The sequence below is a fragment of the Pseudomonas sp. TH10 genome (assembly GCF_016651255.1).
Taxonomy (GTDB): Bacteria; Pseudomonadota; Gammaproteobacteria; order Pseudomonadales; family Pseudomonadaceae; genus Aquipseudomonas.
Genome location: NZ_JAEKEG010000111.1, coordinates 15573 through 38116, shown reverse-complemented (window position 1 = coordinate 38116; position 22544 = coordinate 15573). Strand labels below are relative to the sequence as shown.

17 protein-coding genes and 1 pseudogene are annotated in these 22544 nt (G+C 53.4%); 8 read left to right on the top strand and 10 right to left on the bottom strand.

All coding sequences use genetic code 11. The features are described from left to right. Nucleotides 1-5: 5 nt before the first annotated feature. The 8 genes from JFT80_RS25615 (at nucleotide 6) to JFT80_RS17390 (ending at nucleotide 13307) form a co-directional block, all read left to right on the top strand. Nucleotides 6-4424: a filamentous hemagglutinin N-terminal domain-containing protein gene (locus tag JFT80_RS25615; RefSeq protein WP_374091370.1), complete on the top strand. Its 4419-nt coding sequence runs from the start codon at nucleotides 6-8 to the stop codon at nucleotides 4422-4424. A 41-nt stretch (nucleotides 4425-4465) separates the two neighbouring features. Next, the gene (locus JFT80_RS25610; protein WP_374091369.1) at nucleotides 4466-5203 is read left to right on the top strand and encodes a hypothetical protein; all 738 of its coding nucleotides are present in this window, start codon (nucleotides 4466-4468) and stop codon (nucleotides 5201-5203) included. A 122-nt stretch (nucleotides 5204-5325) separates the two neighbouring features. Beyond that, on the top strand, nucleotides 5326-9429 hold the full coding sequence (locus tag JFT80_RS25605) for a DUF637 domain-containing protein (RefSeq protein WP_374091368.1): 4104 nt from the start codon (nucleotides 5326-5328) through the stop codon (nucleotides 9427-9429). Continuing rightward, nucleotides 9429-9899: a hypothetical protein gene (locus tag JFT80_RS17410; RefSeq protein ID WP_201148695.1), complete on the top strand. Its 471-nt coding sequence runs from the start codon at nucleotides 9429-9431 to the stop codon at nucleotides 9897-9899. The genes JFT80_RS25605 and JFT80_RS17410 overlap by 1 nt, the downstream gene beginning before the upstream one ends. Nucleotides 9900-10294: 395 nt before the next feature. After that, nucleotides 10295-10585 carry a hypothetical protein gene (locus tag JFT80_RS17405; RefSeq protein ID WP_207187827.1) on the top strand — a complete coding sequence of 97 codons (291 nt, stop codon included), beginning with the start codon at nucleotides 10295-10297 and terminating at the stop codon, nucleotides 10583-10585. An 856-nt stretch (nucleotides 10586-11441) separates the two neighbouring features. Beyond that, nucleotides 11442-11834, top strand: a complete 393-nt coding sequence (locus JFT80_RS17400) for a DUF2846 domain-containing protein (RefSeq protein WP_201148703.1) — start codon at nucleotides 11442-11444, stop codon at nucleotides 11832-11834. Nucleotides 11835-12091: 257 nt separating this feature from the next. After that, nucleotides 12092-12703 carry a hypothetical protein gene (locus tag JFT80_RS17395; RefSeq protein ID WP_201148693.1) on the top strand — a complete coding sequence of 204 codons (612 nt, stop codon included), beginning with the start codon at nucleotides 12092-12094 and terminating at the stop codon, nucleotides 12701-12703. Between the two features lie 16 nt (nucleotides 12704-12719). Next, a complete protein-coding gene (locus JFT80_RS17390; RefSeq protein WP_201148692.1) occupies nucleotides 12720-13307 on the top strand; it encodes a hypothetical protein in 588 nt (195 codons plus the stop codon). A 217-nt stretch (nucleotides 13308-13524) separates the two neighbouring features. Here the strand turns inward: JFT80_RS17390 and JFT80_RS17385 are convergent, their stop codons facing one another. The 10 genes and pseudogenes from JFT80_RS17385 to JFT80_RS17340 form a co-directional block, all read right to left on the bottom strand. Then, nucleotides 13525-13860 carry a hypothetical protein gene (locus tag JFT80_RS17385; protein ID WP_122838130.1) on the bottom strand — a complete coding sequence of 112 codons (336 nt, stop codon included), beginning with the start codon at nucleotides 13858-13860 and terminating at the stop codon, nucleotides 13525-13527. A 645-nt stretch (nucleotides 13861-14505) separates the two neighbouring features. Continuing rightward, nucleotides 14506-14898 carry a teicoplanin resistance protein VanZ gene (locus JFT80_RS17380; RefSeq protein ID WP_242482973.1) on the bottom strand — a complete coding sequence of 131 codons (393 nt, stop codon included), beginning with the start codon at nucleotides 14896-14898 and terminating at the stop codon, nucleotides 14506-14508. Beyond that, nucleotides 14895-15242: pseudogene (locus JFT80_RS17375) on the bottom strand (YjbH domain-containing protein); the annotation flags it as partial. The gene JFT80_RS17380 and the pseudogene JFT80_RS17375, both read right to left, overlap by 4 nt. Before the next feature lie 532 nt (nucleotides 15243-15774). Continuing rightward, entirely contained in the window at nucleotides 15775-16656 is an 882-nt protein-coding gene (locus JFT80_RS25600; RefSeq protein ID WP_201148691.1) for an acyltransferase, read from the bottom strand. After that, nucleotides 16569-16817: an acyltransferase gene (locus JFT80_RS17365; protein ID WP_201148690.1), complete on the bottom strand. Its 249-nt coding sequence runs from the start codon at nucleotides 16815-16817 to the stop codon at nucleotides 16569-16571. The genes JFT80_RS25600 and JFT80_RS17365 overlap by 88 nt, the downstream gene beginning before the upstream one ends. Nucleotides 16818-16899: 82 nt before the next feature. Then, on the bottom strand, nucleotides 16900-17922 hold the full coding sequence (gene galE / locus JFT80_RS17360; RefSeq protein WP_201148689.1) for a UDP-glucose 4-epimerase GalE: 1023 nt from the start codon (nucleotides 17920-17922) through the stop codon (nucleotides 16900-16902). Between the two features lie 72 nt (nucleotides 17923-17994). Further along, nucleotides 17995-18465, bottom strand: coding sequence for a hypothetical protein (locus tag JFT80_RS24480; RefSeq protein WP_242482972.1), 471 nt, complete (start codon nucleotides 18463-18465; stop codon nucleotides 17995-17997). Nucleotides 18466-19098: 633 nt separating this feature from the next. After that, the gene (locus tag JFT80_RS24475; protein ID WP_307833106.1) at nucleotides 19099-19314 is read right to left on the bottom strand and encodes a polysaccharide biosynthesis C-terminal domain-containing protein; all 216 of its coding nucleotides are present in this window, start codon (nucleotides 19312-19314) and stop codon (nucleotides 19099-19101) included. 997 nt (nucleotides 19315-20311) lie between these two features. Continuing rightward, nucleotides 20312-21424, bottom strand: a complete 1113-nt coding sequence (locus JFT80_RS17345; RefSeq protein ID WP_201148688.1) for a polysaccharide pyruvyl transferase family protein — start codon at nucleotides 21422-21424, stop codon at nucleotides 20312-20314. A 16-nt stretch (nucleotides 21425-21440) separates the two neighbouring features. Continuing rightward, complete coding sequence (locus JFT80_RS17340; RefSeq protein ID WP_307833105.1) at nucleotides 21441-22514, bottom strand: glycosyltransferase; 1074 nt, start codon at nucleotides 22512-22514, stop codon at nucleotides 21441-21443. Nucleotides 22515-22544: the final 30 nt, after the last annotated feature.

Genomic DNA, 22544 nt, shown 5'->3' with positions numbered 1-22544 from the left:
TTGATATGCCGACCCGTCCCTTCGCCCACCGTGCCCACCAGCTTTATGCCGCCCCTGCAAGCCCTGAACGCTTCTGCGGCCTGCCCAAGCGCGGCCTGGCGCTGATCCTGGCCAATGCGCTGTTCTGGCAGCCGCTGCTGGTGCAGGCCGATGGCATTGTGGTCAGCGGCCCCGGCACCTCACTGGGCCAGGCCGGCAATGGCGTGCCCATCGTCAACATCGCCGCGCCCAATGCCAGTGGCCTGTCGCACAATCAGTTCAGCGACTACAACGTCGGCGCCAACGGGGTGATCCTCAACAACGCCACGACGCGCACCCAGGCCACGCAACTGGGCGGGATCATTCTCGGCAACCCGCACCTGCAGGGCTCGGCGGCCAGCACCATTCTCAATGAAGTCAACGGCGGTAACCCGAGCCACCTGCGCGGGTACACCGAAGTCGCGGGGCCAGCGGCGCGCGTCATCGTCGCCAACCCCTATGGCATCAGTTGTAACGGCTGCGGCTTCATCAACACCCCACGTGCCACCCTCACCACCGGCACCCCGATCCTGAACAACGGACGCCTCGATCACTTTCAGGTCGATGGCGGCAGTGTGAGCATCGAGGGTGCGGGGCTGAATGCCGGCAACGTCGACAGCTTCGAGATCATCACCCGCACGGCCAGGCTCAATGCGCAGATCAACGCTCGCAACCTGACCCTGATCGCGGGCCGCAACGACGTTGACGCACAGACCCTCAATGCCACGGCGCGTGCGGACGACGGCAGCGTCAAGCCACAGCTGGCCATCGACTCCACCGCGCTGGGTGGCATGTACGCCGGCGCCATCAAACTGGTGGGCACCGAAGCCGGTGTCGGGGTACGGTTGGCCGGCAACCTGGCCGCCAGCGGTGGCGATATCCAGATCGATGCCAATGGTCATTTGACCTTGTCCCAGGCCGCGTCCAGCCAAGGCATAAGCGTCAAGGCGGCGAGCCTGGAGGCGCAAGGTCCGGTCTACGCCGGCACCACCCTGGAGGTTAAAACCAGCGGCGCCTCAAGCAACCGGCAAAGCCTGGCTGCCCGTGATCGCATCAGCCTGAGCGCCGGTGGCCAGCTGACCAACAGCGGCATCATCGAAGCCGGCGTCAACGCCGACAACAGCCGCAACAGCGTCGGCGATATCAGCCTCCGTACGCAGCACCTGCGCAACAGCGGTAGCGTGACGGCCAGTCGCAACCTCGACGCGGGCGTCAGCCAAACCCTGGACAACCGTGGCGGCACGCTGAGTGCGCAAAACGGCGTGCAGGTCACTGCCGCGACGCTGGACAACCGTGAGCAAGGGCGGGTGCTCAGCCACAACCGCCTTGCCCTGCATTCGGACCAACTGCTCAACCAACAGGGCCTGATCAACAGTCGCGGCGCGCTCCAGGCGCAGGTGGGTCACTTGGATAACCGCCAGGATGGACGGGTCAGCGCTACCGGCGATCTTGATCTCAGCGTGACGCACCTGGACAACCAGGGCGGTGAATTGATCGCCCAGGGCAACCTGAACCTCACCGGCACCACCCTCGATAACCGCCACAACGGCTTGCTCGGCGCGGCCAACGTGCTGACCGTCCAGGTCGATACGGTGGATAACCGAGGCGGGGAGCTTTCCAGCTCGGCAGCGCTGAACCTGAGCGGCCAGCAACTGAACAACAGTGACGGCGGCAAGGTGCTGGCCGGCACGGACCTGAGCCTTGGAGTCGCGCAAGTGCTCAACCAGAACCAGGGCTTGCTGCAGGCCAAGGGCCGTGTCTCATTGGCCGGCCAGACCCTGGACAACGGCGGCGGGGCGGTCAGTGCCTTGTCGGCAGTGGATATCCGTCTCGACGGTGCCCTGGCCAACCTTGGCGGTTCGATCAACAGCGAAGGCGCACTGACGGTGAGCGCCGCCAGCCTGAACAACCGCCAGGGCAGCCTGTCCAGTGCCGGTGCACTCAGCCTGACCAGCCTGGGTGTGGTCGATAACCAGGGCGGTCAACTGGTCGCCGACGCCAGCCTCAGTCTGCACAGCGCCAGCCTGGATAACCGCCAGCGCGGCAACATCAGTGGCAAGGGTCCTGTGCGTCTCGGCACGGGCGCGTTGGATAACAGCCAGGGCGGGCACCTGACCAGCAGCGATACCCTCGAACTGACGGCCACCCAGGTGACCAACCAGGACACCGGCCGCATCGCCAGCGACCAGACTTTGACCGCCAACGTCACCGGCCTGGACCAACAAGGCGGTATGTTGTTCAGCAACAGCGCGCTGAACCTGAACCTCAATCACGGCCAGTTGAACAACCAGAACGGCATGATCAGCGCACCGCTGCTGATGCTCGGCCACCTCAACGAAGTGAACAACCAGGGCGGGGAAATCTCCAGTGCCCAAGCCTTTACCTTCGCCGCCAACAGCCTGGACAACAGCGACGGCAAACTGCTGAGCAACCAGGCACTGACCGTGCGCGTGGAGCAGGCGCTGGGCAACCTCAAAGGCCTGATCGCCGCATCGGCCCTCGACGTGCGCGCCGCCAGCGTCAACAACCAGGGCGGCACCCTGACCAGCCGTGACACCCTCGACCTGAGCGTCGACGGCCTGCTGGACAACCAGGCTCACGGCCTGATCAACGCCACCCAGCGCCTCGATATCCAGACTGCCGCGCTGAACAACCAGAACGGCGGATCGCTGCTGGGCAGCGCCATCGCCCTGGATTTCGGCGCGGCAGGCGGCGACCTGAACAACGCCGGTGGCCTGATCACCACCGCCGGTGCGCTGAGCATCCACCAGCTGCGCGACCTGAACAACCAAGGCGGCGAGATCTCCAGCGAGCAAAGCTTTGCACTCGCCGGCCGCCACCTCGATAACCACAACGGCAAGCTGATCAGCAGCCACTACCTGACGCTCGACGGCCTTGGCGTGAACAACCAGAACGGCCTGATTTCCGGCTGGGAAGGGCTGGTCGTCAACGCCAATAACCTGGACAACCGCAATAACGGCACGCTCTCCAGCCGCAACGGTAACCTTGAGGTAGCCGTCAAAAACGCCTTGCTCAACAGCGATGCCGGCGCCTTGGTCAGTCAGCACAACCTGACGGTCAACGCCGGCAGCCTCGACAACCGCAACGGCGGAATACTCTCCAGCGCCGCCGCTCAGGCACTGACCGTCGACGCTGAGTTGAACAACAGCCAGGGTGGCCAGATCGACAGCGGTGCTGCCCTGACCGTCCAGGCTTCGACCCTCAACAACCGCGGCGGCGCCATCAGTGCCGCGCAGGCCCTGGGCATCACCGCCGACGCGCTGGATAACAGCAGCGCCAGCCTGATCGGCAACAACGCCGTCACCCTCAACCTGCTCGGCGCCCTGACCAATACCCAGGGCAAACTCGCCAGCGCCGGGCCTTTGCGCCTGAGCGCCAGCCAGGTCGATAACCAGGGCGGCCAACTCGCCAGCCAGGGGCTGTTCACCCTCCTGACGGGCGGCCTGGACAACCGTCAGCGTGGCACCGTCGCCGCCAACGACCAGCTGACCCTGACCGCCACGGGCGTGGTGCACAATGACGCCGACGGCCTGATCTACAGCCAGCACGGCGATGTGCAACTGCAAGCCGCACGCCTGAGCAACGGCCAAGGCACCCTGCAAAGCCAGGGCGTGCTGACCCTGGACGTCGCCGGTGATATCGACAACCAGCAAGGTCGTATCCTCGCCCAGGACGGTGACCTCAACCTCAACGCCGGCAACCTCGATAACCGCGGCGGCGTCCTGGCCAGCCTGCACGCCACACTGACCGCCACCCTCAGCGGTTGGCTGCAAAACGGCATCGACCTGATCAGCCGCCGGGGCGGCACCACCCAGGCCGAGCGTCTGAACCTGACGACGGCCAGTATCGACAACCAGGGCGGGCGCCTTGCCGCTCAATCGGGCGATGTGCTCCTCAACACCGGCCACTTCGATAACCGCAGTGGCGGCCTTTACGCCGCACAACGCCTCAGCGTCAACGGCGCCGACCTGAACAACCGCGCAGGGCAGATCGCCGCTCAACAGATCGACCTCAGCCTGGCCGGTGCCCTGAGCAATGCCCAAGGCATCCTCGAGAGCGACAGCATCCTCAACATCGCCGCCGCCCACCTGGACAACCAGGACGGTCAACTGCGCGCCCTCGGTACCCAAGGCGCCAGCCGCTTTCAAATCGCGGGCCTGCTGAACAACCGCCACGGCACCCTGGAAAGCGCCAACACCGACCTAAGCCTGGGCCTGGGCAGCTTCCTCAACACCGGCGGCACCGTGCTGCACGTTGGCGACGGCACCTTCGACATCGCCACCGCCAACGTCATCAATGCCGGCGGCGACCTCATCACCCGGGGCGGCCTGACCTCACGGCCGACCAGTGGACCAACAGCAGCGTCATCCAGGCCGGGCGCCTGAGCGTCAACGTCAACGACTTCACCCAGAGCGCCAGCGGCCAATTGCTGGCCGCCAGCAGCCTGATCGGCACCGGCGTGAACTGGCGCAACGACGGCCTGATCGCCAGCGACGGCAGACTGGACCTGGGCCTGAGCGGCCTCTACACCGGCAAGGGTCGCCTGAGCAGCCGGGGTGACTTGACCCTGAGCACCGGGCAATTGAACCTGCCTGAAGTGGCCAGCATCGCCAGCGGCGGCGACAGCCTGATCACCGTCGCCGGCGTGCTGAACAACTACGGGCGCCTGACCTCCAGCGCCGACCTGATACTGCAGGCCGGCGCCGTAAACAACTACGGCACCCTGGGCAGCGGCCAGGACCTCACCCTCACCACGGCAGCGTTGCTCAATGATCACGGCCTGATCTTCAGTGGCTGGGACATGGGCCTGCGCGTCGCATCGCTCACCAACAGCTACGCCAGCCTCTACAGCCTGGGCGACCTGGACATCGACCGTGACGGCTACGGTGGTTGGGCCTCCAGCATCGTCAACAGCTCCGGCCTGATTCAGAGCGACGGCCGCATGAGCCTGGCCGCCAGCACCATCAAGAACATCCGTGCGCTGCTGACGGTCTCTGACGAGGGCATCTACACCGCCAAAATCGAACAAATCCCCTGCATCGAAGGCGTCAACGCCGGCGACTGCGGCGGCAAGCAAAACCGCGTCTGGGAAATCGTGCAGCGCGAAAACTGCAAGTCACCGCCGCCAGTGCCGCGTCGAGCATCACCGCTGGTGGCGACCTGATTCTTAACGGCGGCGACCTGCTCAACCACAGCAGCACCCTGGCCACCAGCGGCAACCTGAGCGCCACGCTGAACAACCTCACCAACACCGGCGTACAGACCTCCGATACCGAAACCGTGCGCGTGTTTCGTACCCAACGCGCCAGCAACGGCAGCGGCTGGGTCAACATGGCCCAGGCGTTCACCGACCGTTACTGGCTGCACGGCAACGGCTACGACGCCGGCAACCTCGGCGGCCTGGCGGCGGCCATGAGCCAGTTCATCGGCACCACCGAAGCCGAACTGCCGCAGTTTGGTCGCGTGACCCAACTGAGCACCGGCGACCAACGCTACGCCGCGATCATCCAGGCCGGCGGCAACGTCAACATCACCACCCAGAACGACTTCGACAACAGCGTGGTGCGTGCCGGCTTCGAGTACGTCGGCAGCGGCCCGAGCACCAACACCAGCGCCCCGGGCAACGCATTTTCCACCCGCGTGACCCTCAACCAGCAACTGCCCCCGGACCTGGCACAACAGCAAATCAACCCACTGGCGCTGCCAGGGTTCGAATTGCCCACCGGGCAGAACGGCCTGTTCCGCCTCAGTGGCCAGGGCAGCACCCAGGGCGACACCGGCCCGCACAGCTGGAACCTCGGCGAGGCCAGCGTCGGCGCGGCCGAGCGGCAACAAGCCATACCCGGCACCGAGGGGCGCGACATCAGCGCCGAACCGTCCGGCAACCTGGCTGGCGCGGTCAGTGTGGCCAAGGTCCAGGGCCTGCCCGGCAACACCGGGCAATCCCAGCCGCATAAATACCTGATCGAAACCAACCCGGCACTCACCGACCTCAAGCAATTCATGAGCTCGGACTACCTGCTCAGTCAACTCGGCTATAACCCCGACGACAGCGCCAAGCGCCTGGGCGACGGCTTCTACGAGCAGCAGCTGATCCAGCAAGCCGTGGTCGCCCACACCGGCCAGCGCTATCTCGACGGCTTGACCTCCGACGAAGACATGTTCCGCTACCTGATGGACAACGCCATCGCCAGCAAGGACTCGCTGATGCTGTCGCTGGGCGTCAGCCTCACCGCCGAGCAAGTAGCGGCCCTGACCCACGACATCGTCTGGCTGGAAACCGCAATCGTCGACGGCCAGCCAGTCATGGTCCCGGTGCTGTACCTGGCCCAGTCCGACAACCGCCTGGCCGCCAACGGCGCGCTGATCCAGGGCCAGGACGTCAGCCTGATCGCCGGGCACAACCTCGGTAACGCCGGCACCCTCAAGGCCACCGGCAACCTCGCCGCCATGGCCGGCAACCACCTGGTCAACAGCGGCCTGGTGCAGGCCGGCAATCGCCTCGACCTGCTCGCCGGCAACGACCTCACCAACCACGCCGGCGGCATCATCAAGGGCCGCGACGTCAGCCTGACCAGCCTCACCGGCGACATCAGCAACGAACGCACCGTCACCGGCCACGACAGCAGCAACGGCTTCAACACCCAGCACCGCGACTTCGTCGACAACGCCGCACGCATCGAAGCCGCCAACGACCTGACCATCACCGCAGGCCGCGACTTCAACAACCTCGGCGGCGTCCTGCAAAGCGGCCGCGACACCAGCATCAGCGCCGGCCGCGACGTCACCCTCGGCTCGGCCACACAACTCAACAGCAACGAACACGGCAGCAAAAACCGCGACCTCGCCATCACCCAACACAGCGCCAGCCTCGAAGCAGGCCGCGACCTGTCCATCAACGCCGGCCACGACCTCGCCATCGTCGCCAGCCAACTGGACGCCCAGCGCGACCTCGCCCTCAACGCCGGCAATAACCTCACCTTGGCCGCCGCCGCCAGCGAAGACCATAGCTACAGCAAAACCCACAAAGTCGAAGCCCAGGAAGACCACGTCAGCCAGGTCGGCACCAGCCTCAACGCCGGCGGTAACGTCACCCTCGGCGCCGGCCAGGACCTCACGCTCATCGCCAGCACCGTCACCGCCGGCCAGGAAGCCTACCTGGTCGCCGGCGGCAACCTGCAACTGCTCGCCGCGCAAGACAGCGACTACTCGCTGTACGACAAAGAAAAGAAGGGCGGCTGGGGCAGCAAGGAAACCCAGCGTGACGAAGTCACCGACATCAAGCACATCGGCAGCCAAATCAACACCGGTGGCGACCTGACGCTGGTCAGCGGCGGAGATCAGCTGTACCAGGGCGCCAAGCTCGACAGCGGCAATGACCAGACCCTGCAAAGTGGCGGCAGCATCACCTTCGAAGCCGTCAAGGACATGCACCAGGAGAGCCACGAAAAGAGCAAAGGCGACCTGGCCTGGAACTCCGCCTCGGGCAAAGGCAACACCGATGAAACCCTGCGCCAGAGCCAGTTGGTGGCTCAAGGGCAGATGGCGATCAACGCCGCGAACGGCTTGAACATCGACCTCAAGGCCATCGACCAGAAGTCAGTGGGCGAGACCATTGATGCCATGGTGCAGGCCGATCCGAACTTGGCCTGGCTCAAGGACGCGGAGCAGCGTGGGGATGTGGATTGGCGTTTGGTCCAGGAAACCCACGACAGCTTCAAGTACAGCCATTCGAGTCTTGGCCAAGGCGCGATGCTGGCAATCATCATCATTGTGACCGCATTGACTGCCGGCGCCGCGAGTGGCGCAGTGGGCTCCGCAGCGGGAGCCACTGCGGGGTCGGGAACGGCCATGGCAGCAGCAGGCACGTCTGCTGCCGGAGCTGCCACAGCAGCAGGTTGGGCTAACGTAGCGGCGACGGCGGTGTTGACCTCGGCTGCCAGCGGCGCGGCGATCAGTACGATCAACAACCAGGGCAATCTTGGTGCCGTTGTAAAAGATGTCACGTCCAGCGGTGCGCTGAAAGGCTACCTCGTCTCCGGCGCCACTGCGGGCTTGACCGCTGGCTACTTCGACAATTGGACCGGCACCACCACTGACTCCGTCACGGGCAAGGTCACCACCAACCTGAATAAGTGGAAGGGTATCGGCCAGTTCGCCGCCAATCAGGGCCTGCAAAACGGAACCTCGGTGGCGCTGAACAAGATCATGGGGCAGGGCGGTGATCTGGGCAGCGCCCTCCAAAGCACCCTGTTCAATACCTTGGCGGCGGCCAGTTTTAATGTGGTGGGGGATTACATCCCGTCGGTCGATGGTAGTCCGTCCAAGGTGATGATTCACGCCATGGTCGGTGGCCTGTTGGCACAAGTCAGCGGCGGCGACTTCAAGACCGGCGCACTCGCGGCAGGCGCCAACGAAGCCTTGGTCGTCCAGCTCGATAGGTTGGTAGGTGGAAACGAAAACCTGCTGAGCATGACCTCGCAACTGGTGGGTGTGCTCGCGGCGGCAACGCAGCGGGATGCGGATGGCGACAGCCTGCAAACCGGGGCGTGGGTGGCGCAGAACGCTACGCAGTACAACTACCTGAATCACAAAGAAGTCGTAGAAATGCTGCGAGAGGTCGACGGTCAGTCGACTGAAGAGGGTAAGAACAGGGTTCGGGAGCATTACGCCGAGCTTGATGAGAACAGAAACAAAGAGTTGAGCTCGCTCTGTCAAAGCGATCCGACGGGTTGTGACGCGTTGTCGACGCAACTTTTGAAGGATGATCCAAAGCTCAGGGCCCTGGCAAACGATCTGAAAGCCCGTGGCGAATACAATCAGGCCGCCATCGTAGGCGTACTCATCACCAACAGTAATATTGCTGCTGGTTCTGAAATCGCTACCGAACTCGCAGCCGCTAGAGATGGTGACGATTCCAGATTTTCTACTGCCTTTGCTGGAGCAATGCTGGGTACCGTGCTTGGGGGGATGCGGCCTGGTGGTATCGGTGGTGCAAAAGGGGAAGTGTCCGGCCTTCTTCCTAAACCTGGTGCCACATCTATTCCTGCAGGTGGCGTAGGTGCTGGTGCAGCATTTAAGATGGATTCAAAGCAGCTAGGTAAAAAACTCGGTAAGCACGTTGAAGATTTCGGCGGCAACGCGGCTAGTCCAGCAGATCGTAAAATGGTGCTCGATAAAATTCATGACGTTGGGAGTAACCCTGAAAAGGTAATACCTGGGACTTTTGCTGGGCAAGGAGCAAATGGCGCACGGGGTGATGTGTTTTTCAGAGTTAAGGGTAATGATGTAGTTGTTACAAAGCCTGATGGAACGTTCGTTACTATCCTGAAGGATGGGGTGACTCAGAATCCATCTGTACAGAGCGCACTGAAGGGAGGTGTCAGGTAATGAACGCACGTAGGCTTATGATTTCCTGGCTCTTAACAGTGCTCGGTAAGAAACTACTGTCAGTAAATGCTCTATTCCATGTTTTCTCTTCCGAGAGGGATTCTGCCCCACAAGAGGTTGGCCTTCTATTTGAAAATTCCGAAATTGGGAAACTCTATGGCGGACCTGATGGTGCATCTATCTGTTTTTCTTTGGATCCGATTTCAAGCTGCGATCTAGGTGAATACGGCAGGCAAGACATTTTTTGCATCTCTGGTGAGCTTTATTTTTCCGATGTGGTAGGAAGGAACTTAGTGTCAGCATCGCTTGTGCAGTCCTTGGTAGAAGACGTAGTGATAGGCGTTGCTTTCTCGTTTGATAACGGTTTTTGCCTGTCCATTTTAAACTTAGGTGATGAGCTTTTTGTCTATGATGAGATTCCGGAGGAAATAGTGATCAGTGAGGGGGTGAGCCTTACCTCTGTGAGTTAATGGTGCCCAGGTCGTGCTGAGACTTTCAATGCAAGCTGGCAGTTATTTCGTCGGAAAATGTCAGCTCTATTGAGTTGGTGCGGGATAGTTCGGGGGCGGGAGTGCATATTGTATTTGAGATTCTCGAGTCAATTTCGGAGGCCAGGGTGATATTTGAACCTGAGGTCAGTTGTCGATGGTGGACTTTGCCTAACGTATAAGATGGTGCAGAAGCAAGTTGTTCGGTAAATAAGCTTCTGCCGCTACGGTAAGCATATGTTGATGAAATTAATAATCTGCAAATATTAGTCCCACGGTTCCTGTCAAGCGGCAATGCTGAATGCATCGCTACAGGTGCAAATATTGATTTTGGCGATGTAAATACACTGCGGTGGATCATGGCAGCGAATGCTAAAATGATCAACGATGTAGGAACTGTTATGAGAGCAGGTTCTATTATCGCTACCGGTGGGGTGGCCTCAGTGTTGTCAAACGGCTCAATGACAGCATCAATCTTATCTGGTTACTTGAAAGGAGACCTTCCAAAGGCGGCGACATCCAATGCTTTAAGCACAGGATTTGAACACTATGCAGTCTCTAGAGGTATGTCAGCTAGTGATGCTTTAAAAGTTTCTAACGCGTTTGGAGTTGCTGGAGTGTGGGATACATTGATCGATAAGGCTAGCGAAGTTTTTAAGGGTAATTAGATGAACGAGTCTTTGTATAAATACAGATACGTCCTAGGTGGCGTATTGGTTTCTGCTTCTTTAGTGAATTGCTTTTTTCGGTACGATGGCAGCTGGAAAAGGTTTTTCATTATTCTCGTAGTGCAAATATGGTTTGCCCAGGGTGTTTTTGGTTATTTAAGTGGAGGGCGAATTGCTATCGCTCCGGGCGGCTTGGGAAAGGAGGCCCTCCCGAGTGGCGAGCAATGCTGGCCGGTTTTGCGCTTTTTTTGTATGTGGTTGTATTTTTTTTAGATTTTAAAGAGTATTAGAGCCGCAATATGGTTAAGTAGGGAAATTTGGATGGGTCGATGGCTTTTTACATCATCACCCTTAATGCGAGTGCGGCTGAGCCAGCAAAGTACATTTTGAATTAATATAGAATTTCAATGAAAACTTCAGGCCGCAGGTAACGTCAGCATCACCACGCATTTCAAAAGAATTTAATGTGAGACTAGTGATCCAAATACGTTGCGCTGGATTAAGGCTGCAGAAGAAAAATGATCGGTGACGTTAGCACTGTAATGGGTGCGGGATCGATTATCGCCAGTGGCGGAGCTGCCGGGATTCTGTCTAACGGGTCGACACTTGCGTCAATTCTATGGCTACTTGAAAGAAGAAACTCCTAAAACACTCGCGAGCTATGCTTTGACCGCAGAATCCTCCGTTGGTCGAAATGAAGTTGTTTGTAAAAAGTACCTGAATTGCTCAGATGAGCCTTTCATTTAATGTTTAACTAAAAAGGACGATTCACATGATCAAATTATTCTCAAAAACTACAGCTGTTGTCTCGATAGCACTGCTCTACGGCTGTGCTTCTGCCCCATCAATGGAGGCGATGCAAGCGGAAGTAGCCCAGTACTCTTTACCTAAAGCACCTGTTGCGGACAAGGGCTTGGTCTATGTAGTTCGGCCGAGCAATGCCGGGATGATGGTTCGCTTCAATGTCTTCCTTGACGACCAGGAAGCAGATTCGGAAATGGGTTACAACCGAGGTAACCAGTACATTTACTTTTATGTAACGCCCGGAACGCACGTGATCAGATCCAAAGCTGAAAATTGGGCGGAAGTTACGGTAACTGCCAAGGCTGGTGAAGTCATCTACCTGAAGCAGGAAGTGGAGGTCGGTGTGGTGATGGCACGGAACAGCCTGAAAGTACTCAACGATGTTGAAGGTCGTTATCTGGTGAAGGATGCTGCGCTTGGTACTATAGCTAAAGAAAGTAAATAACCGTTTGGAATCGGTGAAAAAGGTGCAGCAATACTCCTGAAGTGATGGACTTTAATCCAGGTGTCAAAAAACACCTGGGTGGTTTGAAGGGGTGACCCAACTAGAATTCGGCGGCGCTGCCCAGTTTCCCGAACTCATATCTCTTGACGGTCGCTGCAGTTACGGCTGCGTCCGTAATCTATCGATAATGAACTTCAGTCTTTTTTAATGAAGAATAAAATCGTTTTAACGAAATTTCGTAATGCTTAGGAATACCCATGTTTAAAAATTTCTCAAAACTCACAGCCATAATCACCATTTTAACAATGAGCGGTTGTGTCTCTTACAATGTTACCGGCCCAATCGGCACACCCACACATCCCGCCCCCATTGCCAGCCCGCGTACCGCACAACTCGCCGACGTAAAGGTCTCGGTCCCGGACATGGACGCTGCTACACGTACCGCCATCAGTCGTTCGCTAACGACGCAGATCAAGCAGTACGTGGATAAAGGCGGCTACTTCAAGCAAATCACCGAATACCCCACCCGTTTAGGTGAAAACGATGTGGTGCTCAACTTCAATATGACTTCGCTCAAAGGTCGTCGAGCTCCGCATCCCGCCTATTTTCCCGGCGCCTTGCTGACACTGACGCTGTGGATCTGGGTCAATGGGCCCATCGACGTAGACAGCTTCGACTTGGCGGGTGATCTGCAGATCGTTGACCGAGACGGAAAAACGCTGGCGACTTCCAAGGAACAGGTCAAGTTCGAGCGCAATGTCGGCATTTACGGACGCGAACACTGGGCACCTACCATGGGTGCCAAACAATTGAGCGAACTGGTCTCAACGCTGCTTGATACCGCGACTGCGCGCTTGGCAAAACAGTAATTCAAAGGAGAACCACATGATTGGATACATCAAACACGCCTTCGTCCTGTCAGTCATTCTGATGTCAGGTTGCGCATCGTACTCGATGCATGAACTACCGCCCTTACAGGCCTGGCCACTCACAGCAGATGCTGCACAGCAAAAGCCGACGACGTTCGTACGCACCACGGCGTTTTATCAGGCCAACGGCGGGGAGGGGCAGACGGTTGCCGGCGCTCCAGCTGCCCTGTGGGAATCGGCAATTGTTGATGCGTTCCGAGAGTCGGGGCGCTTTTCGCGGGTGACTACCGACAAGGTTGACTCTGACATCTACGCCGAAGCCACGCTGTACAACAATGAACAGTACAGCGTTGCCTCCGCCGTTGTGACCGGTTTGACCATGTTCATCATTCCCAGTACGGCGAAAAACATGTTTACCCTGGAAACGGTGTTCAAGGACAAGGACGGTAAAGAACTTGGGCGCATTCGCAAAAGCGAGTCGGTGCGTACCTGGATGCAGTTGGTGTTGATCGTTGCCCTGCCTTTCCAGCAAGACACTCGCGAAGTGGTGCAAACGCTTGCCCGCAGCACGCTGGAAGAAGCGGTGCACCGTCAGTTGCTGTAGAGCAGGCCGCTTGCGAAGCGGCCCTGGCTAAGCGTCGTGAACTGGTCTGGTATCAGGATTGGCTGACAAGGTTGTCTGAATTCCTGATAAAGATTCGGGGCCTGAGCCGCGACGAGAGTTCGCGGACAAGTCCACGCATCCCGAGCCCACAGGAGGCTGCTGGAATTAGGCTTGCCCGCGAAGGCGTCAGTCGAGACGCCTCAACTACCCGGGTTAATCACGCCACAAAAACACCTTCAAGCTGCGGCCGCAATCGATGCCTGACCACCTCCAACACATCAGAGCCATCGCGCAACGAAATGGCGCAGAGCAGGGCGAAGTCACTGAGGATGAACGACTCGCACTCGATCGTGCCACGCATGGCCAGGTTTTCGAGTACCTGGGTGACGGCATCGATTCGGTACTTGGCAGCGTCGATCAATACATCGAGTGGGGCTTGGGTGTCGACGAACAATGTAGGCATGTCGTCGCAGTTGCTGGTGAGCGGCTTGAAGCGGTTTTCGGGGTAGGGGGTTGGTTTTGTGTAGGGATGATCGGTAGTCGCTTTTGTCATTTTCTCAAACTCAAGAGCAGGAATGTGAACTGCCAACAGCCGTCGTCAACGGTATTACTGACACAAGTTAAGTACCGAAAAACAAACGACAGTGCTGGTGCGTGATGAGCTTTGAGGGTTCCTACGCCCTGCCACTGCAAACGCAGTGACAGCGAAAGACTAACCCAGGAGTTCACTTCGCACCAGTTCATGCTAGTCGACACAACTCGAAGGAAATTTCCGCAGAAATGGTAGAAGAATCCCGTTGGCTGTCAGACCGATCCCACGGGCAAGCTCCATCCCTACACATCGACCCAATCATGTAGGTACAAAGCCTCCCCGCGATTGCGCGCCGCCGTTACAGAATGTATCGACCTAAACATTCAACCGCGAGAATTCTATGGCGCAGACAACGACGCGCCATGGTGCGCGAGGCATCTGGAAAGGAAGAAGTCAGAAAAGACGAATTGCAGGTGGGAAAGGCTGCTAACTAGTTTAAACGCGTTGTTACTACCCACAGAATCACATTATTCCTATCCCCATAAACAATCGTGGGAGCGAGCCTACTCGCGAATTCGGTATGTCAGTCAAATCGCTATCGACTGATTCACCGCATTCGCAAGCAGGCTAGCTCCCACAAAGAAGGTATGTGATTGACCTGATCAGCTAACGCCCTGCGACTCCACCAACGAGGCTTTCTTGAGTCTGCTTTTTCTGGTAACCGCGCAACACCAGCACAACCACCATCCCGCATAGAACCCCAGTGGCATTCGCCACCATGTCACCCCAGGACGCAGTACGCAGCGGCATCAAGCTCTGCTCTAGCTCGATCAACATCGACCCCAGCAACGGCCAAAACAGCAGCCAGCGCAGCCGCGTGCCGGGGAACGCCAGATAGGCGCTCACCGTCAAGCAGGCGAAGCCGGCCCAGTGATGCAGCTTGTCCTGATTCTCGAATACCTCCGGCACCGGCTCGCCGCGCATGCCGGCGAAACACAGCACCAGCAGGATCACGAAAAACGCCAGCTCGGGCAGGACACGCAGAATCCGCTGCTTCATTCGGTGACCTTGTAGAAGTTGTTGTGGAACAGGTCGATGTTGCGACGCTCGGTCAGGGAATACAGCGAATAGCTGCGAGCCAAGGCCGCGTCACCGTCTCGAGTCAGTGGAGTCCACGCAAGGTTAGCTCGGCGAGTGGTCGAGCTGGCCATCAATTCGTCGAACGGTATCGAGAAATAGATACCCTTGCCGAAACTACCCTTACCGTATTCCTCTTTCGTGGCATTGGTGACCGCCACCCAGCCTCCGAAGCGCACGCCGTTGCTGAACTCGCGGGACAGATCGAGCCTAACACCTAGGTCTTTCGCTAGATAGCGCCCTACACTCAGCGCGCCAAGAATGTCCTGGAACGAGCTTCATCATTGCTATTAGTCATACACATAACCGTTTGCCTAACCCTTATCGTAAGGGGGAAACGGTGTCCTGTCTTGCATGGGCTCGTTCAAATTACTATCACGTACCCGGAAATACACGGCGACTGGTTGCTTTTCGTTGGGAAGATATCAGAGCGTGGAGGCATTCCCTTAAACGTCGGAGTCAGCGACACCGCCTGAGTTGGGAGCGCATGACTGCGCATGCCCGGCTGTTCATACCCTATCAACGAGAGCTAACTATGCATCCTTACCCCTAACCCCCTAAGGCGTCAAAGCCTAGGCAGGAGCCGTATGCGGTAATTCCGCAACACGGATCTGAGTGGGGATGGCAGGCGACTGCTATCTCTACCGCGACCGAAGTGGCGTACCCAACGACGCAGTTCACGTTTATTGGGTCCACCTGACAATTTCATTAGGTAAGGCCATCGGATATTGGCCAGCAACTGGAGCCAAATCGTCTCACAGTTAGCTCTACGAATAAGTAAGTATCTATTGTGACTCGCTAAGGTAATGTGTTAGAGGGCGACGAGTTCGTTGCCTGAGAGTATGTTGTAGGGGCTTTCTTTTTGTGCAGAAAATTTGTTAATGGCGCCTCAAGGAGTTTGTAGCAAATTATCCCAGTTAGGTAAGATGAGAACAAAAGCACAATAAGCAAAGTCGGGTAATTGAGGTTTATATGCAGCTTCCTCACAATAAAAGCAATGCCGGCGAGAGCGAACGGGTGGACAAGGTAGAGGGAGTAAGAAGCATCACCTGTAAGCCTCAATATTTTCGAAATAATGTTGTTTTTGGATTGTATGAAAAACCTCTCGAAACCGATCATCCCTATAACAATGAGCGCATAAGGTAAGCCGTAGCTGATAACTCGGTTTATAATAATGCCGTTGTTATTGACGAGCGCGAGTGCGAAAATTCCCGAAGCGAGAAGAGTAAATGCGTGTGCAGCTCTGATGTTCGTGTTTTTCATTGCCCAGTAGCACAGGATTCCAATAAAAAATTCGAACAGTAGTGGACTTGTTATAAATTTAAGTAATGTCGCATCGGAAGGTTGAATGAGACCAATGGTAATCATTCCTAGAATTATGCAAGATGTAGTGATCAGTTTTTTACTTTTCGTAATAAGTGATACTGCGAATATTAAGTAAAATAGAAACTCGTAACTTAAAGTCCAACCGTTCTGAATAAGGAGTTTGTTTCCGGTTGGGATCAACGTGAAAGAGTGAAGGATGGTCGTGTTTCCTCCGCTGCTGTTAATTAGTTCAGGCTTTATCAAGAACACCGCTAGAGCTAGTATGGTCAAAGTCCAGTAGAGAGGAATAATTCTTTTGATTCGATTTTTAAAAAAGCCACCGGTGTAATTGTTCTGTTGGCAGTTGCGTGACACATAATAAAGCCGGATATTATAAAAAATAAATCCACGCCGGATGAGCCAATCGTAAACCATTCAGTCGAGACTCCAGTGATCTGATCAATTTTAAAGAGTGAATGGCTTAGCAGCACAAGAATGGCGGCTAAGCCCCGAAGATATTGAATTGAATAGATCATGAATTTATGCTTCGTTGGTTCGGGGTTCGAAGGTCAACAAAGAGACCTAGTTGGATGTAGCGTGTTACAGATCATTTAGGTTTTAAGAGTCGTAACCTTGTGGGTTGCTCGACTGCCAGCGCCACGTATCAATCATCATATCATCTAATCCTAGTTCGGCTTCCCATAGTAGTTCCTCTGCGGCTTTGCTAGGGTTTGCCCAACATTCTGCAATATCACCTGCGCGTCGCGGTGCGATCCGATAAGCAATGCTCTTGCCTGACGCTTTTTCAAAGGCAGCGATCATTTCTAGTACGCTGTAACCTTTTCCAGTGCCAAGATTCCAGATATACATTCCGGTTTTGTGAAAAATTGCATGAAGCGATTTCAAATGCCCTTTTGCTAGATCTACGACATGTATGTAGTCACGGATGCCAGTTCCATCTGGAGTAGCGTAATCATTCCCAAATACTGAAAGCTCAGCGAGTTCACCAATAGCAACCCGGCTTATGTATGGCAACAAATTATTTGGTATGCCTTGTGGATCTTCACCAATTAAACCACTAGGATGGGCGCCAACAGGGTTGAAGTATCTTAAGGAAGCGATACTCCATCGTCGATCTGCTTGGACTAAATCAGCAATTATTTGCTCGACTACTAACTTAGTCTTTCCGTAAGGATTGGTCGGGGTGCCTGTTAAAAAGTCTTCGCTAATTGGCATGTTATCTGGTTCACCATAAACTGTAGCGGAGGAACTAAATACCAATCTAAAAACGTCCGCTTTGGCCATCGCCTGAAAAAGAGATAGGCTACCGCAAACGTTATTTGAATAATATTTAATTGGATCTTCTACACTTTCCCCGACGGCTTTCAGTCCTGCAAAATGCAAAACAGCTTCGATGTTGAACTTGGTGAATATACGATCTAGAAGGTCTGTATCGCGTATGTCACCTTCAATAAATATTGGAGATTTACCAGTGATTAGTTGTATGCGATTGATGGACTCAATTGAACTATTGCTTAAGTTGTCGATGATCACTACTTCATGGCCTGCTTCCAGTAGGGATACTGTAGTATGCGAGCCAATATAGCCGGCGCCACCGGTGATCAATATCTGTTTTGACATAAAGCGATCCTTTTAATTGAGTCGTTTGGCTTGAGCGGCCGTATGTTTTCTTGCGTGGGAATCGTGCTCGGACTATTTGGTTGGGGACGCTATAGTCGTTGCTTGCTGGCTACTAATTTGCAGTCCAAGTGCGCAAAACAATACAGGTACCACCATTGCAAAGTGCCGTGCGAAAGACCCGAAGTCGGGTTCGAATAGTCCCTGAACTAGCAGGAAAGAAAAAGGAATGCAGGTCAGTTCTTTCACTTTAGGTAAGATTCGGTAACCTTGGAAGTGTTTTTTTGTCATGATTTTGAAAATAAAAACTGAGGTGATGATCATCAAAAGCAGGAAAATTATTTGGCTTGGTCCGGAAAGAACTACCAATTCAAAAGGAAAGGTAAGTCTGAAGAAGATGATTAATGAATCTATTCCCTGGGAGATGACGTCCCCACCTTGAAGCCAAGAGACAATGACGGAGCGCGATCCTTCTTCACCGATGACTCGCGACTCGTTGTTTCCAGCCCTGATGGAAGAAACAGAAATTCCTAATAGCGTTTGCATTAAAATTGCTACGGCAATATAAAAAGCGCCTATAAATATGATGAAGTTTAATTTAGTGACTCTATTTTTTAGAAAGCTTACAGCGATCCAGGTTAAGGAAAAAGGATCCAGTAAGGTCGGATGAGAATTCCATAAGTTAACGCGCTGAAGAAAAAGCCAATCTTGTATCGTTTGGAGAAAGTGAAAAGCAATATTGATATTACCGTTGCCGCAACGATAATTTCTTTTGTTAAAGGCTCAAGAAAAAAGGAACGGACCACTCCCCAAAGGCATAAGATGAAAAAAACCGTGATCGGTATGCGTCTAAAGAAAAGCAGAGGAAGTGTTGTTAATAGGAAGTTGCAGAACATTCCATAAATCCAAGCGTTATCAAGATCCATTCCAGTGGGGCGAAGTATGTAAGCTGAGCACTCATACGAGGAGCGATCTGGGGAGAGAGGATTCCAGAAATTACAATTGTCAGCGCGGCTATACGAATTGAAAAGAGTTATTGCGTCAGGTCCGGGGACCTTGTGCAAAACTAACGGTATGCATATTGAAATAATTATTCCCGAAATAATAATAAAAAAAGAAATGTAGGGATGTATCTTTTTTTCTTTATGTTGATCGTGGGGATTAATAAGCGTGGCATCTTTATGCTCTTGGTGTGCTGTACTTCAGAAGTACGGCAATTGTTGAAAGCTGAATAGCAACTGACAGTACGTTACCCCATGCAGCGCCATATATAGAATATTGCTCGATTAATATGTAGTAGATAGGTAGTGATACCAGCACACATGCAGCGGAGCTGAGAACGGAAATTTTTCTGTTCTTTGTGGCGATAAGCGCTCCCCATACTAAGTCTCCTATGGCACGTAATGCAAAAGAAAGCGTGAGTATACCCAGGATTGGTCCGTCCGGCTTCGAAATTTGAACGTTAAAAAATTTAGGCCGTAGTTTAAAGTTACATGGATGGTTAGAGCAGTTATAGTGCAGAGACCTATAGAGCTAGCGATCCATTTGTTTATGAATAGATCCTTTATCGATATCTGCACGGTTGAATTGTTATATTTTTTTGCAATTCGCGGAAGCGCTATAACGGCAATAACTGCATAAGAAACCGTCTGAATCGTATTCGCGACTGACCATGCGTATATGTAAGTGCCAAGACGTTCGTAAGTTTCAAAGCTCAGAATTATGAATCGCTCGATATACTGGGAAGTTGCAAGTAGTATAGACCCAAAATAGAAGGGAATCCCCGCTTGCCATACAGATATCGTGTTTATTGTTTGTGGTTCTTCTGAGTTACTGTGCGCGGTCACAAGTGAAAAGTAACCAATTATAATAACTATCGCGTTTGAGATAATCCAAAGCCATAATATTGGCTCAAGATTTTCAATTATTTTTGTATACAGACCGAATGTAGATAGAATCGCCCATAGGCCTGTCTTTATGAAAAACAGCGAGGCGCCAAGATTTGCTCTGTGTGCAGAGTAGATAAACGAATTTACTTCAAAGGAAATGTGCTCGGTTAGCAGTACCAACATAGCACAAGCTATAAGCGAAGCAGAAAAACTTCCTTCCTGAAGCGAAATATATATAAGGGTCGTGATGGCAGATATGCTAATACCTGCTATAAAATAGACACAAAGAATCCTGTTGATTAATTTTTTCGTGCTCGCTTGTACGCTGATTAATCTGTTTATCTCGGAGCTAAAGCCAACACTGAAGAACTTCGAGGCGATTAATGATGCAGCTATGACGACGCCGTATATTCCTAGTTCGCTGTAACCCAAATAGTGCGTGATGGCGAGTGTCAGGACAAATTTTGAAACAAGGCCAATAGCTCTCAGCGACAAGCGAAAGATCATCGAACAATGCCTTTTATAATTTCATCCATTTTCAAAGTTTGCTTTTCAATGTTTTTGCAGGAAGATATGACTTTATCTTTAAATTCTTGCAGAGCGCCAGGTTTGAAGATGGTTTTTATTACATGGTTGGTATCGAAGTTTGCGCCGTTTACCACCCAGTCGCTGACGCCCATGTCCTCATATGCGCCAAAACCTTTGCGTTCATAGCTGATGTGAAAAGCTGGAAAACCTGAAATTAACGATTCAATTGCGCCATGCAGTCGAACCGAGATAACAAGGTCGGGATTAAATTTTGATAGAGTTTCTTTTAGTGGAAGTAGTGGTTCTGTAATGCCAAGTTCTTTATAAAACAGCTCGTCGTTGTTGCCGCGAACAGAGCTTTGAACGGCATAGATGATTTTGCTTTTAGGTGAAAGCTTTTTAATCATCTCTTGCAGATTTTCTTTATATTTTGCTTTTTTCTTGTCATCCCAAGCGGGTGGTTTTCTTAATACAAGGCAGATGGTTTCGGGTGTACTTTTAGATTCGATGAAAGCATGGTTGGCAAGTACTTTTTTGGCGAGTGCTTGTACAGCAAGGTCGGGGGAGCGATGTACAGTGTTTACTGTACTAAATATCTGTTTGGAGCGGTCGTCTCTTGCGAAAACAGCGTTTGCAGCGGAGTAGTTCTTTATGATGTCTTCATGGTTTCCATGAAAAGGACCAATGCTCTGTGGTAGATAGATGATCGGCACATTACTTTTTATTCCTGTTTCGAGCTGTTTTCCGTGCCCCAGGTTAAGCTTTAAACGTTCAACATTAGTTTTCGATCTCATATAACCGCCACCAACACCGACGATTAAGTCTGCTTTTTCGAGGAGTTTAGAAAGCGGGGCGTACGATCGATTGACGAAAACCGCATCCAATATCCTTTTTAAGGGCTTCGCTGCCATGATAGGCGCCGGAAATTTCGGTTGCGGCAAGGAGTTAAACGACTCTGGGTCTGACGCGACAACAGTGATATTGCACTTCAATCCGAAATTTCTTTGGATGACCTCTATAGCCAAATCTACCAATAGCCCATCACCGGAGTTGGAAGCGCTATAGGCATGCAAAATAACAATATTCATTTTTTTAGCCTTGTGGTTAATGGGTAATGTAGGATTCGAAAGTTTCCTCAATCATTTTACTGGCGTTAAATTTTTCATTTACCAGTTGTTGAGCATTTTTGCTGAGTTGGTGAATTTTTACTTTGTCTAAAGATGAGATAATTTTGGCTAAAGCGAGATGATCGCCTGAAGGAAAGGTGTAGCCTGTTACATTATCAATCACAACTTCCGGCAGAGATGTGCAATCGCTGGAAATTACCGCTAAACCCATTGACATTCCTTCGAGTGGAACCATGGCAAAGCCTTCCCAGCGACTAGGCACTACAAGTATATCGGCGGTTTTGTAAATTTCCTGAACTTGCGTTGCAGGAACCCATGAAAGGTATTGTATTGAATCGATTTGTGGCAGCTCTTGCGCGCTTTCATTAACGGCGCTTCCCACAGCGGTCAGACTTATATCGTTCCGATTCGCAAGTTGATAAGCTTTGATTAATACATCGAAGCCTTTTTGAAAATCAAGACGCCCAACAAAAAGCAGCTTAATTGGTGTGTCTGGATTGATGGTCGGATTTATATCTTTGGGATGAACTCCATTGTATATCAATTTCATTTTTTTTCGGTTTATACCGAATGACTCAGCCGCATTGATTTCGTATTTGCTCACGCAAATGATTTCGTCAGTGACGTGCTGTAATGTTCTTTCAAGGATTGAATAAAGCTTTTGTTTGAGTGGTGAACTTTTCATGAGAAACGAAAAAGCGTGAGGGCAATATATGACTTTAGCCTTGACCCAAGGTTTGAGAGCTAGGCACGCCATGCGACCCAGAACTCCAGCAAATGTGCTATGTAGATGAACAACGTCAGGCTTTTCCTTAAGGATTATCTTAAATAATTGAATCCAGAAATTTAAAAGTGAAAATAGGTTCCTGCCAGAGCGATGAAAGGTATTAATTGTCTGGGCGTCGATATTTCCAAGTTCGCCTTTTTGATCTTCAGGCACAAGGTAGAGCAACTCATATTTGTCAGAGTTATCGTTAGGCGGATTGGAGATAGTGCTGATCACAGTCGCCACTCCACCCTTAATTGTTTCAGCTGCGTGTAAGATTTTCACGATTCACCACTATAATTTGAACGTCGCAAA